Source organism: Nitrosomonas sp. (genome assembly GCF_019752095.1).
Lineage (GTDB): Bacteria > Pseudomonadota > Gammaproteobacteria > Burkholderiales > Nitrosomonadaceae > Nitrosomonas.
In genome coordinates, this window is sequence record NZ_JAIEMO010000040.1 from 1 (window position 1) to 14,320 (window position 14,320).

13 protein-coding genes are annotated in these 14,320 nt (G+C 46.1%); 7 read left to right on the plus strand and 6 right to left on the minus strand.

The features are described from left to right. Positions 1-23 precede the first annotated feature (23 nt). From K2Q13_RS11730 to K2Q13_RS11745, 4 genes are all read left to right on the plus strand, one after another. Positions 24-206 (plus strand): hypothetical protein, encoded by a 183-nt coding sequence (locus tag K2Q13_RS11730; RefSeq protein ID WP_292921319.1) that lies wholly within the window; start codon positions 24-26, stop codon positions 204-206. A 293-nt stretch (positions 207-499) separates the two neighbouring features. Further along, positions 500-598, plus strand: coding sequence for a hypothetical protein (locus K2Q13_RS11735; protein ID WP_292921320.1), 99 nt, complete (start codon positions 500-502; stop codon positions 596-598). 332 nt (positions 599-930) lie between these two features. Beyond that, complete coding sequence (locus tag K2Q13_RS11740; protein ID WP_292921321.1) at positions 931-2,952, plus strand: CopD family protein; 2,022 nt, start codon at positions 931-933, stop codon at positions 2,950-2,952. Between the two features lie 21 nt (positions 2,953-2,973). Next, on the plus strand, positions 2,974-3,567 hold the full coding sequence (locus tag K2Q13_RS11745; protein WP_292921322.1) for a hypothetical protein: 594 nt from the start codon (positions 2,974-2,976) through the stop codon (positions 3,565-3,567). A 276-nt stretch (positions 3,568-3,843) separates the two neighbouring features. Here K2Q13_RS11745 and K2Q13_RS11750 read toward each other — a convergent pair whose 3' ends face one another. From K2Q13_RS11750 to K2Q13_RS11770, 5 genes are all read right to left on the minus strand, one after another. Next, complete coding sequence (locus tag K2Q13_RS11750; RefSeq protein WP_292921323.1) at positions 3,844-5,778, minus strand: EAL domain-containing protein; 1,935 nt, start codon at positions 5,776-5,778, stop codon at positions 3,844-3,846. Positions 5,779-5,941: 163 nt separating this feature from the next. After that, positions 5,942-6,892 (minus strand): radical SAM protein, encoded by a 951-nt coding sequence (locus K2Q13_RS11755; RefSeq protein WP_292921324.1) that lies wholly within the window; start codon positions 6,890-6,892, stop codon positions 5,942-5,944. 2 nt (positions 6,893-6,894) lie between these two features. Next, positions 6,895-7,941, minus strand: coding sequence for a methyltransferase domain-containing protein (locus K2Q13_RS11760; protein ID WP_292921325.1), 1,047 nt, complete (start codon positions 7,939-7,941; stop codon positions 6,895-6,897). Positions 7,942-7,981: 40 nt separating this feature from the next. After that, positions 7,982-8,671, minus strand: coding sequence for a TIGR04283 family arsenosugar biosynthesis glycosyltransferase (locus K2Q13_RS11765; protein WP_292921327.1), 690 nt, complete (start codon positions 8,669-8,671; stop codon positions 7,982-7,984). Then, the gene (locus tag K2Q13_RS11770; RefSeq protein WP_292921329.1) at positions 8,664-9,353 is read right to left on the minus strand and encodes a DUF2064 domain-containing protein; all 690 of its coding nucleotides are present in this window, start codon (positions 9,351-9,353) and stop codon (positions 8,664-8,666) included. Before K2Q13_RS11770 ends, K2Q13_RS11765 begins: the two co-directional genes overlap by 8 nt. Positions 9,354-9,596: 243 nt before the next feature. On the opposite strand from K2Q13_RS11770, the gene K2Q13_RS11775 reads away from it, so the two are divergent. From K2Q13_RS11775 to K2Q13_RS11785, 3 genes are all read left to right on the plus strand, one after another. Then, complete coding sequence (locus K2Q13_RS11775) at positions 9,597-10,136, plus strand: CHRD domain-containing protein (protein WP_292921330.1); 540 nt, start codon at positions 9,597-9,599, stop codon at positions 10,134-10,136. A 316-nt stretch (positions 10,137-10,452) separates the two neighbouring features. Then, entirely contained in the window at positions 10,453-10,827 is a 375-nt protein-coding gene (locus tag K2Q13_RS11780) for a DUF393 domain-containing protein (RefSeq protein ID WP_292921331.1), read from the plus strand. Further along, the gene (locus K2Q13_RS11785) at positions 10,828-11,700 is read left to right on the plus strand and encodes an alpha/beta hydrolase (protein WP_292921332.1); all 873 of its coding nucleotides are present in this window, start codon (positions 10,828-10,830) and stop codon (positions 11,698-11,700) included. A gap of 1,108 nt (positions 11,701-12,808) precedes the next feature. Here the strand turns inward: K2Q13_RS11785 and K2Q13_RS11790 are convergent. Continuing rightward, positions 12,809-14,314 (minus strand): YifB family Mg chelatase-like AAA ATPase, encoded by a 1,506-nt coding sequence (locus tag K2Q13_RS11790; protein WP_292921333.1) that lies wholly within the window; start codon positions 14,312-14,314, stop codon positions 12,809-12,811. Positions 14,315-14,320: the final 6 nt, after the last annotated feature.

Here is a 14,320-nt window from a genome sequence, read left to right on the forward strand (position 1 = left end):
TAACTTAAATAAGGGGCATGTTTATGAATCATATCAACAGATCATTAACCACGTTGTTATGTGCGGGAATATTTTCACTCGGGCTGGTATTAACGGTCGACGCAGCATTAGAATCGAGACCGGGTGGTGTCGCATATTACGACACACACAGGAATATTACATGGTTGGCAGACGCAAATGCATATGTCGGTGAAGCATCAGGCTGACATGCGTCATTAATTTTTTGAGGATGGGATCAGTCCGCCACCCCAGTACCCCAGTACCCCAGCACCCCAGCACCCCAGCACCCCAGCACCCCAGCACCCCAGCACCCCAGCACCCCAGCACCGTTCATTAATTTACGGAACGGCGGTTACTGGTCTAATTCGGAACTAAACTTATTCGGGGAGACATGGAGTGTAGAGTTCACTCGCAGAGATGTTGTAGTAGATGTTGACGGACTCGAAAATCCAATACTCACAGGACGTATCGCTGATACCGGAGCCCTTCCACCTACGCTATGCTACTGGCTGGGTTAGGACTGTTAGGTTTTGTGGCATACCGCAGGAAACAAAACACTTTTGCTAGTTACCTTGTTGAATTCCTAATTGATGGATGAAAATATATTCTAATCGTTTTCCTTGTTTGAAAAATAATTCATACCTATTTTTCATATAGCCTTAGTGCAACATGGCGGGGCGCATTTATTAATGCGTTGGGAGTTATTTATTCATTGTTTGATAAATCAGCAATACGCAATCATAAGGGCAACTTTAAGTGTTTGGTGGTACGCACATCAGTAAACTTGAATATCTCTCAACTCAAGGTAGAATGTTTTCATATATTATCTGAACCCAGAAAATCCTGAATTGCCTGCTGATCGAGTTGCTGTCTATGCAATCTATTTCGCAGGTATTGTCACAATAATAGAAATGGCCTTATCGTAAGAACATGATTGAATTCATTGCTGCATTTGCTCGGTGGTCACAATTGACCGCCAATTTAATTTTATTTGGAAGTTGTGTTTTTCTGTTTATTATTGGTCAGCAGAAAACATTATTTGAAGCTGCTTGGGTCGCCCGGTTGGAAAGGTGTTTTCCATGGATGGCGGGTGCCGTCTTACTTGGATTGATTGGCATTCTGGCTATCACGACGGGTGAAGCAACGGGAATTGTTGCTAATGTTTGGAGTCCACTTGCTTGGCTGGAAATCGTGCAGAAAACGCAGATTGGTTATGTTTGGGTGGCTCGCGCGGCGCTGGCAAGTGTGCTATTGATGGCTATTCTTGTTCTTCGGCGTGCCAAGCGAGAAAAATGGCATTATCTTTTATGGGCTGTTGTTGCTTCGTTTCCGTTGATAGCGGGTACGCTGATGAGTCATTCCAGCGCGGATGAGATGTCGTTTGCAGCGGTTGCTCCGTATGCGGTGCATATATTGCTGGCAGGCGCCTGGTTTGGTGCGTTACCAGCTGTTCTGCTTATTTTATACAGTAGCCACAGTGAATCCGGTAAAGCACTGGGCTTGGTAACGACAAGTTATCTGAAAAAATTCTCAGTTGTTGCAGCGCCTGTCATGTTGCTGTTGGCGGTGACCGGTTTGATTGTGACCGATCGCTTGGTTGAGACTTTTTATCATACCCTGGTTGCCAGTCCTTACGGCTGGTTATTAATCGCCAAGTTAAGTATTCTGGCGGTCATTTTGGTGATTGCATATCAAGCACGTTACCGGTGGCTTCCCAGGTTGTCTGAGGATGGTGTTGAACAGAACAATCGCAGTACTAAACATCTAAGGCAGTGGGTCGGTATTGAGTTCTTTTTAGCAGTATTGCTGGTACTACTTGCAACCATTCTGGCCAATACGCTGCCTGCCAAGCATACGATGATTGAGAATTGGCCTTATCCGTTCCGTTTCTCGATCAATGCAACCTGGGATGAGCCGTATGTGCAAGAAATGGTGTGGTCCGGAATTGTGTTGTTTCTCATCGCATTGAGTACTATCTGGTTGGGTAAAAAGAATCACTGGAACCGCATGACAAAGATTTTGGTGCCTAGTTTGCTGGGAATTAGTTCGATGGCGATTGCTTTGCCGCCTTTGGCGATTGAAGCTTATCCTGAGACTTATCTGAAACCGACAATCCCTTTTGATGCGATCTCCATTGTTAATGGTTCCAGGTTGTTTGCAGAAAACTGCAGCAACTGTCATGGACCGCAAGGCAAGGGTACTCAGCCTGTGGTCGATCCCGACGTGCGTGACCCTACCGATCTGTTGACGCAACAACATACGGCAAAATATACCGTAGGTAACGTTTTTCATCTGTTAACGCACGGTATCCCTGGAACGCAAATGCCTGGTTATGCAGCAACTTTATCCGAAGATGATCGCTGGGATTTGATCAATTTTCTTCATGCACTGTCGCGTGGTTTTGATGCGCGCTTGTTGGGGAGTATGATTTTACCTGAGATGCCTGTCATCGCATCGCCGGTATTTAATTATGCAGCGAATGATGGTTCCAGTGGCAATTTAAAAGATTTCCGTTTGCAAAAGAATGTATTGCTGGTGTTATTTTCCTGGCCTCAATCTAAAGAACGCTTTTTTCAATTGGCTGCTGCATATGACAGAATCAAGGCGCTAAATACTGAGATTCTGGCGGTTCCAATTCGTGCGCTGAGTCAAGCGGAGTTGGAGCAAGTTGCTGAAATTGCTAATTTTCCTGTGGTAATCGAGGGTTGGTCGGAGATCAAAGATAGTTATTGGCTCTACCGCCGAGTTAGAACGGTTCCTGATTTGTCGGGTAAAGGAATGTTTCCTGGACATATGGAATTTATTACCGATCGTTTTGGTTACTTGCGCGCACGATGGGTGGGCCAATTCGAAGGATTTGGTTGGCAAAATTTCGATGCTTTGACACTGCAGTTGAGGCAACTTAATCAAGAAGATGAAATCATGCCGCCACCCGGTGAACATGCGCATTAAAGTTTTTACAAGGAGATTGAGATGAACAATATGAAATGGAAAAAATTATGCCAGGGTAGTCTTACTCGGAAGTTCATGTTGTTTTGGATTGTCGGGCTACTATGCATTACTGCATCGCATGGATGGGCTGGCAATTCGGAAAGGCAAACATTGAAAACGGTTGAAATCGAGGGTATTTCAATCAATACACCACTAGAAATGATTGCGGATATTCTACAAGCGCGGGATTACATACAGATCAAGGAGTCTTTGTATACAAAACAGGAATATGCGGATAAAGGGCGGAGTACTATTTCTCGTGTGGAAATCGATGATAATCCAACTTTTCGTCAAATCACCTATTATCGCGGCATGAGCGGTGGGCGGAACAAAAGCCCCACATCGCGTGATGCACCGATTCCTGATTCCGATATCGGCATGGCACAACAGCTTTATCATTTAGTTTGTACGGATATTGCAGAAGAATTGGAAAATGCAAGAGCGTGCGATCCTCTCACTTCGACCGATATCAGGTTTGGTCGTGCACAGTGGATTCAAATCGACGATCATTTTTCTGCCATATTGACTGCATCTGATACCAATGCAACCATTGGGATAAGATTTGCAAGGAATTGATATGAAACAAGGATAATGCTAAGTGAGCTGGACCTGAACGATAATAGAGAAATAAAAAAATCAGCGACGCTATACAAGTGCCATCGATTTTCATTTGAAATCATACAATGTGCATTAGTTCTATTATTGATTTAACTTAAGCTACTATAGCGAGCTGAAATAAGGGGTTTTTGCGTCTTGGAAAAAGTATCGTCAGACTTAAAGTCTGTAATTGAATATTTGTGTCCAAATTTACTTAACTTGACAATACATTACGGACAAATATACACAGCACCCTTATACCGGCATACGCACCCATTCGCTTTCCCAATTGCTGAATTCCTCTGCTGGCATCGGCATGCTGATCAGATAGCCTTGCGCCACATCGCATTCCAATGTTACCAGGAGATCCCACACAGCCTGGCTATCGACTCCTTCCGCCACTACTTCCAAATCCAGATTATGCCCAAGTTCAATGGTCGAATGCACAATCACAGCTGAATCATTGTTTGCTTCCATTGGCATGACAAACGACTGATCAATCTTGATTGAATCTACTGGCAGTTTTTGCAAATAACTCAAGCTCGAATATCCCGTGCCAAAGTCGTCAATGAATAATCGGGTCCCAAGTTTCTTTAGCTTGGTTAATGTTTCTAGTGCGATTGACGGCTCTTCCATTAAGGTGCTCTCGGTCAATTCAAATTGAATCAGCTCCGGACTAATATTCCAAGTGGAAAACAGACCTTTGATACGGTCGATGAGCATAGGGTCATACAAATCATGCGCGGACAAATTCACCGATAAGGCCTGCTCTAACCCTACTTCATGCCAGGCATAACTTTGACTAAAAACTGCATCGAGCATCCAATGCGTCAGAGGAGTAATTAAACCGGCATTTTCAGCGAGCTTGATGAACTCCGTGGTTGCAAGCATACCGTGCACAGGATGCTGCCAGCGCACCAAAGCCTCTGCTCCACACACCCGTCGCGAAACAATGTCGACTTTGGGCTGACAATATAGCAATAACTCTTTCCGTTCAATCGCTTGTCGAAAATCCCCCATTAAGGAAAGACGTCGGGTACATTCTTGTTCCTGTCCTCCTGTATATATGGCGTAGCCGCCCCGGGAAGGACAGACATCATTTGTAGCCGCATTAGCACGTCGCAACAAGATATCCGCTTTGATGGCGTGAACTGGATAAAGGGCAATGCCTATGCTGACGCGCGGATCGACCATTAAACCCGCCACTTCCACGGAGTCGTGCAAGACATTAGCCAGCCGCTGTGCAGCTTGAATAGCATCATCAGATCCTCCGCTGGGCAAGAGCAAAGCAAACTCGCCTTCTCCGACTCGCGCCAGGAAATTACCAGTTTCCAGGCTGCGCTTCAGCCGCTGAGCCAGTTGTTGCAACAATTGATCTCCCGAACCATAACCTAAGATTTGATTGATGCCACGTAACCGGACAATACTCATATGCAAGAGAGCGAGAGGATGATGGTTACTTTTTGCAGTTTGAATGGCATCTTGCAAGCGCTCAAGCATGAAGGTGCGGTTGGGCAATTCAGTCAAGGAATCATAATAAGCCAGCCGTGCAATGGTAGCTTGGGCTGTCTGATGCTCAATGCGCATGCGCAGGTTGGTGATGCCATAAGCCAAGTCATCGGCCAATTCGCTGAGTAATTTGACTTCTTCTTCATCAAACGCATCAGGTTCGATTGCACCCATAACCAAGGCACCAAGCACCTGCTCATTAACGCGCAAAGGAAAAGCGGTAACTGCAGCATAACCGGCCTTGATTGCATTTTCGCGAAGGGGAGCATAAGCGGGGGCAGCATAGACAGGATCAGTGAGGATACTCCTGCCCACACAGGGCTGGCCTGTGCGAATCGCAATAGCTGTGGCGGAGCGTCCCATTTCTGTATCGGCCCAAGTGTATTGTAGCGCCTCCACAAATTCTTTATCTACTCCAATACTTGCCATCCAGTGAAGGCTTTTATCTTTGTCGTGTTCTGCATATGCGACGCCAACCATGCGATAACCACCTTTTTCCACGATAACTTGGCACATATCATGCAGCAATTCTTGCTCGTCTGAGGCATGCAATAAAGTATGATTGCCAGCGCTCAAAGTTCTGAGAGCACAAGTGACGCGCTCGATCATCGTTAGTAGTTGTTCATTCTTTGTCACTGAATTACGACTTACTGTATCGGTTTCTTTGGCAGAGTATGCCATAGCCCTTCACCTCTAGATTGTAATAGCTTCATTATAGTCGGCAGATTCGTTTCTGACTAAAGTCAATCTTAATCTAGGCACTTGATGCTATTCTCATTGCGACATTAAAAACACTGCAGGTCAAAACTAAAAAACAACCCGAATAATCAATGACATTTCATCATTATCGCTTCATTTCACTGCACGAAGCGCCAAACTGAAAACAACTGTAACAACGATGGTGTTTCATACTCACCGGTTCTTGCAGACTCTCAGTCAGAGTTCGCCCTAACACATAATCGGCATCGTCATCGACCAGTGTGCACGCGTAAACCTTGCATTCACCGGCATTCTTCACCACCATACGGCTAAAAGCGCACATGAATTCACGCCGGGTCGATTCGGTTTGATAATCCACCATGCAACTCTGTGTAATCTGGGGCGCAGGAACGGTACTATTAGGTGGATAAAATTCAGGAAATTCAATTCGCGGTAAATTTTCTGGTAAACCCGCGCCGCGAAAAACCTCTGCAAAGCACTTAGCCACTTTACTTGCCGACAAACCAGAAATTTTCTGACTTGCCACGGATACACCGAATCCCAACTCATTCAAAGCACATAAACCATCCAGCGCCATCGAAAACATCCCCTCACCACGGGCTCGATCATGCTCATCCGCCAGGAAATGATCTAGGCTAACCCGGAAATGCACAGCATGGGGAAGTTCACGCACTGACTCCAATTGCGACAAACGCTTGATCAGTGGTTCCGTAGCGTTAGTCAGCACCATGCAGGGGCGATGCTGCAATGCATAATCGAGAATATGCACTATGTCTTTATTAACAAAAGGCTCTCCACCGGTAAAAGAAAATTGCTTAACGCCCAGAACCATTGCTTCGTCAATATATGGTTTAGCATCATCGAAACGCATCAGTTGCAGACGATCATCACCAGGTTTTGATCCTTCCAGGCAGAAGGGGCAAGCTAAATTACACGCGGTGCCGGTGTGAAACCATAATTCCTCCAAAGCATGCGATCGGATAAAACCATGCGGCTTGTTGTCGTGTGTGACATACCATGATTTGGAGCGATGGGTATGGGGCTTTCCAGATGTTGGTAAAACAGTGGCATTCATGTTTAACAGCATCCGCTGGTCTGTCCGTCAGTGGTTGCATCTGCAAACGGAATGCCCATACCACAACCAGGAAAAATACCGAAATGCTGATCAAAGTTACCATAAAAATCGAAGTGCTCTCTGAATCGCGTGTCATGCAGCATACGCCAAGTATTCCCACACACTGGAAACTGCCTGCCAGCTTCAATAAAATGATGCTTATCCAACCGAAATGCATGGGGATGATGAGGAACCGTGCCTCGATATACCACCGATTGTCCATGATCCTCACAAGCCGGCTCCAGATCGTGCAGTTTAAACAGCCGATAAGTTGCCGAATAAAAACGAATATTCCCGGTTTTGTCGGATAACTCAGAGTTATTAATGGCAATTGACCGATCTTCGACCAAACGTGGATCGGAAAAACCATTCTTGCGCGCCAGTTGCAAAAAATCATTCCAATACAGCGCACCACTTAAGCATTCGCCATACAGCACCGGATCATGCGTCAATTCCGCTGGAATACGCCGGTCGCTGTAGACATCGGAGAAATACAATTCCCCACCAGGTTTCAATGTACGGAAAGCTTCACGCAATACCGCCGCCTTATCTGACGCCAGATTAATGACGCAATTGGATACGATTAAATCCACGCTGGCATCCGCCAATTCAAGCTCGTGCAACCGTTCGATATAGCCGTGCAGAAAGCGCACATTGCTGCGTTTGTAGCCGAAGGCTTTCTGGTGGTATTTTTCATGCTGACGGGCAACTGCCAGTTGCTCCTCAGTCATATCCACGCCGATAATTTGTCCTTTCTCTCCGACTAATTGCGATAGCACATACACATCTCTCCCTGCACCGCACCCTAGATCCAGAATGGCTAATCCCTCCAGTAATTCAGGCAAAACCAGACCGCAGCCGTAATAACGTGCTCGCACTTCCGCATGCACTCGATTCAGCAGCGGTTTGATAAAATGTGGCAATCCTGTGTCTGTGCAACACGCATCAGTCAATAAATCCTGAGTTCCCGTAAGGGTTTCACCATAATATTTTTGCACAATCTCTTGCATGATATTCCTTCACATTGGATGATTTGCATCATTATGTCATTCACGAGCCAATTTTAGAATGGTATTTTTCAGCGAGCTCCTGAGGCGTAACGCCACGCATAAAATTCCAGGCCAATTTGCGATTATGCCAGGTACGCCGCCACCAACCATCACGCCGCCAACGACGCGTATCGACAAAAACAGGCTCGGACAATGCTAAAAACTTACCACAACGGCGAGTGGATTGCACTAAAGGCACTTCCTCAAACAGCGGCCACGGCGCATGTCCGCCTATTTGTTGATAAACTAAGCGCTTGATAAAAATTCCTTGATCACCATAGGGAACACCGAAACGGCATCGTAGCGCTATCGCCGGTTCCAAAATAAAAGCTTGCCAAGCACGCGGCTTGGCAAAGCGGAAACGAAAATAACCACCAATTGCACCTCGTGCTAACGCACTTGATATCGCTGCCACCGGATCGGTGGAGAGTTGCGCATCCGCATGCAGAAACCACAACACGTCGCCTTTGGCCTGCATTGCGCCAAGGCGCAATTGCTGCCCACGGCAAGGCTCACTCACCAACCGCTGTATCCTGAACTGTTTACAAATATCTAAGCAACGAGCGCTATTGGCAGCATCAACGATAATGATTTCACACGGCTTATTTGGTAATTGCTGCAACTGCTCCATTAGACGCGCTAAATTTTCATCATCATAATAGCAAGGGATAATGACACTACACTTAACCATAAGGTATTTTTGTAGATGAAGTGATCTTATCAACAAGCTCCAACAATGCACGGCGTGCGGGTCGTTCATCCTGTCGCAGCAAACGAGTCAACGCTATCAAATCTTTCAACTCATCGACATCACGCCCTTGTTTTATCGTCATCACGGATTGTCCGGCATTGCGGCAAATATCCATCAAAGAGAGGCCTAAACGACTGCTGCTCCACGGCAAGGCAGCCAAGTCCGGCCATGCACATCGATTGGCCATAAGCACGACACCACCATCGAGGGCTGGAATTAACACAACATCATGATATTGCAATGCAGCACAGGTCGCCTCGTAATCAACTGAAGTCAACCCCGGTGCGTCACTGCCGATAAATACCAATTGTTCCATGCCTTGCGCACGCAATGCCCGATCTAATGCATTGAGCCGCTGTCCCAAATTGCCTGCCACCTGCGGCATAATGGTTCCCGGAAAATACGTTGGTACTGACAAGGCTTGCGCCCATTCCATATCTTCTTGATCGGCGGGCGCAATGATCACCGAGCCAGGCCAATGACATGTGTCTTCCAGTGCACATGCCAACAATGCATCAGCAACCTGCTGCGCCAATTCCATGCCTAGGCTCGCAGCCAATCTTTGCTTACCTATGCCGAGAGCCGGTCGCTTACACAGTAAAACAAGAACAACTTTGCTCATGGAGTCATAACTTTAAATTAATAAACAGCCCAGTGGCAAGACCAAGGGGAATCGCAAGTTTACTACTTAATTTAACTATTGCGATTGGTGCTTGAATTCACCATACTATAGCTGCGCCGAAGAGTGTTTGGCGTTGTTCTTCGCAAGCACAAGGATTCTTAATTTTGGACCTGAATACCACCTTGAGTTTTAAATTAGAAATATCACTATCGAAAGGTGGTTATTCTATAAGGAGAATAAATCATGAAGAAACTGTATATTAATCTGTTTTTATTGATAATTTTGTTTTTTGGATTGAGTTCTGCATATGCTGCAAATGAATTAAAATTCAAGGCGGGCTTAAGTGGCGCGCAAGAGGTTACCACTCCCGCAGGCGGGGTTGCTGCTGATACCACCGGCGCAATCGAAGTTGAATTTGATTCGGCGTTAACCAAAGCGCAGTTTCGTCTTACTGTTCGTAATGGTTCTGGAATAACGCAGGCACATTTTCACTGTGCATCTGCGGGGGTGAACGGGCCGATCGTGGCTTTTCTTTTCGGTCCTGTAGATCCGCCAGTGGATGTGGGCGAAGGTTCAGTTGAAGTTGCCTTGGATAACAGCGATATCGTATCGCCTGAAACACCTGAGGCTATTGAAGCATGCGGCGTGCCGCTTAATAACATCGCTTCTCTGGCTTTTGCAATGCGAGGCGGAAAAATCTACGCGAATGTGCATAGTACGGCTTTCCCAGCAGGTGTGATTCGGGGGCAATTACTAGAAGAAGAGAGTAGCAATGATGACTAAGGCTCAAGTCAGTAAAAAGGAAAGGCAGTTTATTATTATGATCTGATGACAAATGGATTATGGAAATAAGGTAACAAATCAGTATCTGAAGTCAGGTCAAATACCGTTGTGCTGGGTTTTTTTGCCCAGCACAACGCAATTACGTAAGACATAATAATCACACAATGAAGAACCCGTTGCAGACCTTAAACATTTGGTACCCTCATTGTTTATTTTTGCCAGTAATATCGCTTGGATCATTACAATAAGAATGGGCGTGAGATGTAAGGCCTGATCTCGAGATCCTTGCCGTTTTTGTATCTAATCAAGAGGGATTATGATGCGTGAGGGAAGAGAAAAGATCACCGTCTATTATGATGGCGCATGTCCCAGTTGTATCAAGGATCGAGAAAACTATGAAAAGCTGGCAGGAAAAAATGGGGAAGATGTATGCTGGTTCGATATCACTGAGCAAGACGAACATTTGCGTGACATCGGTATTGATCCCCACTTGGCCCTGACACAGTTGCATGTTCGTGATGAACATCAAAAGATAGTTTCCGAACTGGATGCTTATATTTTGTTGATGTCCCGGGTATTCCTGCTAAAACCGCTGGCTTGGTTCATTGGTCTACCCGTGATTCGCCCATTGCTGTCGTCACTCTACCACCGGATGGTCAAGCGGCGTTTGGAAAAAAGCGGGCGTTTGTAGATGGATGAAAAACGATATTTCCAGGGTGAAGATGGCGTTGAACTCGCCTACCGACGATGGACACCGGTACAAAGTGAACGGAATATGCCCATCGTGCTGCTGCATGGTGCTGCAAGTAACTCTACGCGTTGGTGGCATTTCGTTAAACATAGCCACTTAGCTAACGATCGGCTTCTGCTTCGTCCAGATCTGCGCGGACACGGAGAATCCATTTGGCGAGGAGCGGCACGTATCAAAGACTGGAGTCAAGATATTGCCAGCATGCTGAATCACGAGCAGCAGGCGCAAGCTTTCGTCGTGGGCCATTGTTTGGGCGCCAACATTGCGCTTGGCTTCGCATCGCGCTTTCCCGATAGGTGTGCTGGATTGGTGCTCATAGAACCTATGGCGCGTGAGGCGATAATGGGCATTCTTGTCTGGTTGCGTCGTCTCCTACCGGTACTGCATCTTGCTCTGGGATTGATTAAATTAATCAATCGCCTCGGTTTTTATCGACGCCAACTCGAAACCCTGGACCTGCAGCTACTGGACCGTCGTCTTCATGAAGCCAATCACACGCAACTAAAAGAAATACTGGCAGATTACGGTTCACCTTGGCTTGACATCAAGACGATGCCGACAGTCCAGTACCTCAGTAATCTCATTGAACTTATGCAACCCCTGCCGGTTGCTGCTGTGCATTGTCCTTGCCTGGTGATTCAATCACGCGGGCGAAGCATCACCGATGCAAAGCGCACGCAAACTGCGCTTGCAGCATTGCCACAAGTGGAGTTTGTTACCATTGACTCCGATCATTGGCTCCCGGCCACACATCCTGATCATCTTCGCGCGCTGATAGACACCTGGGTTTTAAAAAATCATACTCTCCGCTAGGCATACTATTTTTCAAATCGAGATTTGTGTAAGCAGCGGAGTAAAAATACAAAGACCTATTTTTGGATGTACAATATTTATCTATGGCTAGATTCGTATAATAAGTGTAATTTAGTGTTTCTCAATGGTATTTTTCACAGCTATTTACATGGGTGTTAGCAGCAAATAGGAATGTTCGGCTTTATAGCAAATAAGTTGTCTAAAACACCGTGACCCGTATTAGGGTTTATTGCGAAACTGAGGCGGCGGATTTACGCACCAATTTTTTATTGTGTTTTATTTTCTATCCTGTTTCGTCAAAAAGGGCAATATTTCGTGGTCCATGCAAGACTGCTAGTTTGCCATTCGTATAGCGTAGTACAGTTACCTTTGCCTGCGTTACTATGAGAAGAAAAGGGTTGAGGTGAAATCACATAATCAAGCAATTCTGGCGTTTGGCCGACAACTTTCCAGCATTATATTCAGAATGCTGAAACAAAATCGTGCCTATGAGATGCGTACAAAAATCAACCAAATTACTTGAAAATTCCTGCAGAATATTCAAGTACTGAATCACGAATTTAGATTACAAAACAAAAAATCATGCAATCCATCGAAAATATTCTCAATTCTAGACCTGTCCCCATGTTTCTTCATTAAACAACCACCGGCTTTAGCCGGCAGTTGTTTAGTTCATAAATCAAGTAGTTGATTGCTAACAATTCTTCTGCATACTGTCAACAATCAAGAAGCAGATTGCAAAAATTACCAATTAAAAACCCAATTAAAACTGACCCCAACAACCACTCAGTGATACAAGCATTAGTATGGTTAATATAACTATCAGTTTTTTTGTCATTTTATTACTCCATATAAGATTGAGAGATTGATCAGCAGCTTTTTAATTAAAGCGATCTATCCTGATCTTCAGTGTTATCCATCTTTTGATATCAGACGGAAGATGTATTGTTACATAAATCAATCAATTATCTGCTAATAATTTTTCTGACATGCTGTCAACTCAACAGATCGTAAATGCCAGTGTCAGGTCCAGAATCCAGAATCTAAGATTAATAGCCCAAGATTAGGTTTTTTTAATTGGGTGTTAAAAGATGATGCAATATGAAATTTATTGCTTATCCAGCCTACGATACTGAATCGCCTCAGCAATATGCTGATTGTTAATTTTTTTAACACTCGATAAATCTGCAATTGTCCGTGCTACTTTTAAAATGCGATGATATGCGCGCGCTGATAAATTCAAGCGGCTAATCGCTTGCTTCAGTAAATTCTCACTGGCGGTATCCAGCGCGCAGAATTTGTCGATGTCTTTGACGCTCAAGCGGTTATTAGTCTTTTCCTGCCGGTTGAGTTGCCGTTGATGCGTTTCTGTTACGCGGTCTCTGATTATGCTGCTTTTTTCACCGGTGATTCGCTGGCGCATCAGCTCCTCTTGCGGCACTGCTGGAACTTCGATCTGCATATCGATACGATCCAGTAGCGGGCCGGAGATTCTGCCGCGATAGCGGGAAATCTGGTCTGGGGTGCAATGGCATTTCCCGTTGGGGTGACCCAAATAGCCACAGGGACAGGGATTCATTGCAGCAATTAGTTGAAATTGCGCCGGGAATTCTGCTTGACGTGCGGCGCGGGAAATGGTGATTTTTCCGGATTCCAGAGGTTCGCGCAATACTTCCAGAACTTTGCGGTCGAATTCGGCCAGCTCGTCCAGAAACAACACGCCGTGCATGGCCAGTGAAATTTCACCGGGGCGAGGGTGGCTGCCACCGCCGACCAGAGCAACACCGGATGCCGTATGGTGCGGCGAGCGGAATGGCCGTTTCTTCCAATTCTCAATATTGAAGTTACCATAACTGAGTGATTGAATGGCTGCAGATTCAAGGGCTTCCGCCTCGGTCATGGGCGGTAGAATGCCGGGGAAGCGTGCCGCCAACATGGATTTTCCGGTGCCCGGAGGGCCAATCATTAGCAGACTGTGGCCACCTGCGGCGGCAATTTCCAGCGCACGTTTGGCATGCGTTTGTCCTCTGACTTCATCAAGATCAAGGTAAGTGGAGTCTTCGTTCCTGGTCTCGGTTACGCCTGAAAAAATGGGTAAGGTTTCTCGTCCGGTTAAATGCGCGCAGATTTGTAGTAACGATTTGGCCGCGTAGATCGTGGCTTTTTTGACTAATGCGGCTTCAGCCGCATTTTGTTCCGGCAGCACAAAACTGCGGCCGGATTGCGATGCGTTGTAGGTCATCGCCAGAGCGCCGTGAATCGGGCGCAATTCTCCGGTTAATGCCAGTTCGCCGGCCCATTCATATTGGTCCAGTTTATCTTTGGGGATTTGCCCGGTCGCCGCGAGTATTCCTAATGCTATGGGTAAGTCGAACCGTCCGCTCTCTTTGGGTAAATCGGCAGGGGCCAGATTGATGGTGATACGTTGCGCAGGGATTTTGAATTGTGCATTTTGCAGCGCCGCTCTGACACGGTCTTTACTTTCTTTAACTTCGGTATCGGGAAGACCGACGATGGTAAAACTGGGCAAGCCGTTGGCGATGTGTGTTTCCACTGTCACCAACGGTGCTTGAATACCGGAAAGCGCGCGGCTATACAGTACGGCGAGTGACATCTATTA

Bases quoted from the DNA above. Each gene is read 5' to 3' on its own strand.
- K2Q13_RS11730 (WP_292921319.1), top strand. From the start codon at position 24: ATGAATCATATCAACAGATCATTAACCACGTTGTTATGTGCGGGAATA.
- K2Q13_RS11735 (WP_292921320.1), top strand. From the start codon at position 500: ATGCTACTGGCTGGGTTAGGACTGTTAGGTTTTGTGGCATACCGCAGG.
- K2Q13_RS11740 (WP_292921321.1), top strand. From the start codon at position 931: ATGATTGAATTCATTGCTGCATTTGCTCGGTGGTCACAATTGACCGCC.
- K2Q13_RS11745 (WP_292921322.1), top strand. From the start codon at position 2,974: ATGAACAATATGAAATGGAAAAAATTATGCCAGGGTAGTCTTACTCGG.
- K2Q13_RS11750 (WP_292921323.1), bottom strand. From the start codon at position 5,778: ATGGCATACTCTGCCAAAGAAACCGATACAGTAAGTCGTAATTCAGTG.
- K2Q13_RS11755 (WP_292921324.1), bottom strand. From the start codon at position 6,892: ATGAATGCCACTGTTTTACCAACATCTGGAAAGCCCCATACCCATCGC.
- K2Q13_RS11760 (WP_292921325.1), bottom strand. From the start codon at position 7,941: ATGCAAGAGATTGTGCAAAAATATTATGGTGAAACCCTTACGGGAACT.
- K2Q13_RS11765 (WP_292921327.1), bottom strand. From the start codon at position 8,671: ATGGTTAAGTGTAGTGTCATTATCCCTTGCTATTATGATGATGAAAAT.
- K2Q13_RS11770 (WP_292921329.1), bottom strand. From the start codon at position 9,353: ATGAGCAAAGTTGTTCTTGTTTTACTGTGTAAGCGACCGGCTCTCGGC.
- K2Q13_RS11775 (WP_292921330.1), top strand. From the start codon at position 9,597: ATGAAGAAACTGTATATTAATCTGTTTTTATTGATAATTTTGTTTTTT.
- K2Q13_RS11780 (WP_292921331.1), top strand. From the start codon at position 10,453: ATGATGCGTGAGGGAAGAGAAAAGATCACCGTCTATTATGATGGCGCA.
- K2Q13_RS11785 (WP_292921332.1), top strand. From the start codon at position 10,828: ATGGATGAAAAACGATATTTCCAGGGTGAAGATGGCGTTGAACTCGCC.
- K2Q13_RS11790 (WP_292921333.1), bottom strand. From the start codon at position 14,314: ATGTCACTCGCCGTACTGTATAGCCGCGCGCTTTCCGGTATTCAAGCA.